Here is a 440-nt window from a genome sequence, read left to right on the forward strand (position 1 = left end):
CGGAAGGGCCGGTTCGGTTCGTCCCACGCGACGCGGTGTTTTGATGGCCGGTGTTCGAGCCAGTGGTCGCCCGACGGTCCGACTGTCGCTCCGTCGCCGTGCCGCTGTCCGACCGTCGCTTTGACCGCGTGCTGCGGTCAGACTGCGTGCCGCCCGTCGGCTGCCGACTGCGGCCGTTGGCCGTGCGCGTAGTGCCCGAGCGCTGTCCGGTCCCGCCGTCGCTGACAGCGCCCTCGTCGGTCGCACTCGCTCGGTTCGTCTGCGTCTCGACCGTGCCGTCCGGGTCCTGTCCGAAAAACCCGATGCCGCCCAGTCCCGGCAGCGTCCGGGCTTCCTCGACGAGACGGATCGTCCCTTCCTCGGTCACTTCCATGCGTGCCGTCCCGCCGGGGTCGTTTCGCGTCTTGAACGTCGCAAGCGACGCGAACAGGCACCAGAAC

The 440-nt window shown here is 69.8% G+C and carries 1 pseudogene; it reads right to left on the minus strand.

Annotated elements, in window-relative coordinates:
• Positions 1-440, minus strand: a pseudogene (locus tag FY251_RS21485) (hypothetical protein); the annotation flags it as partial.

This window comes from Haloferax sp. KTX1 (assembly GCF_902410085.1).
In the GTDB taxonomy this organism is placed as follows: Archaea; Halobacteriota; Halobacteria; order Halobacteriales; family Haloferacaceae; genus Haloferax; species Haloferax massiliensis.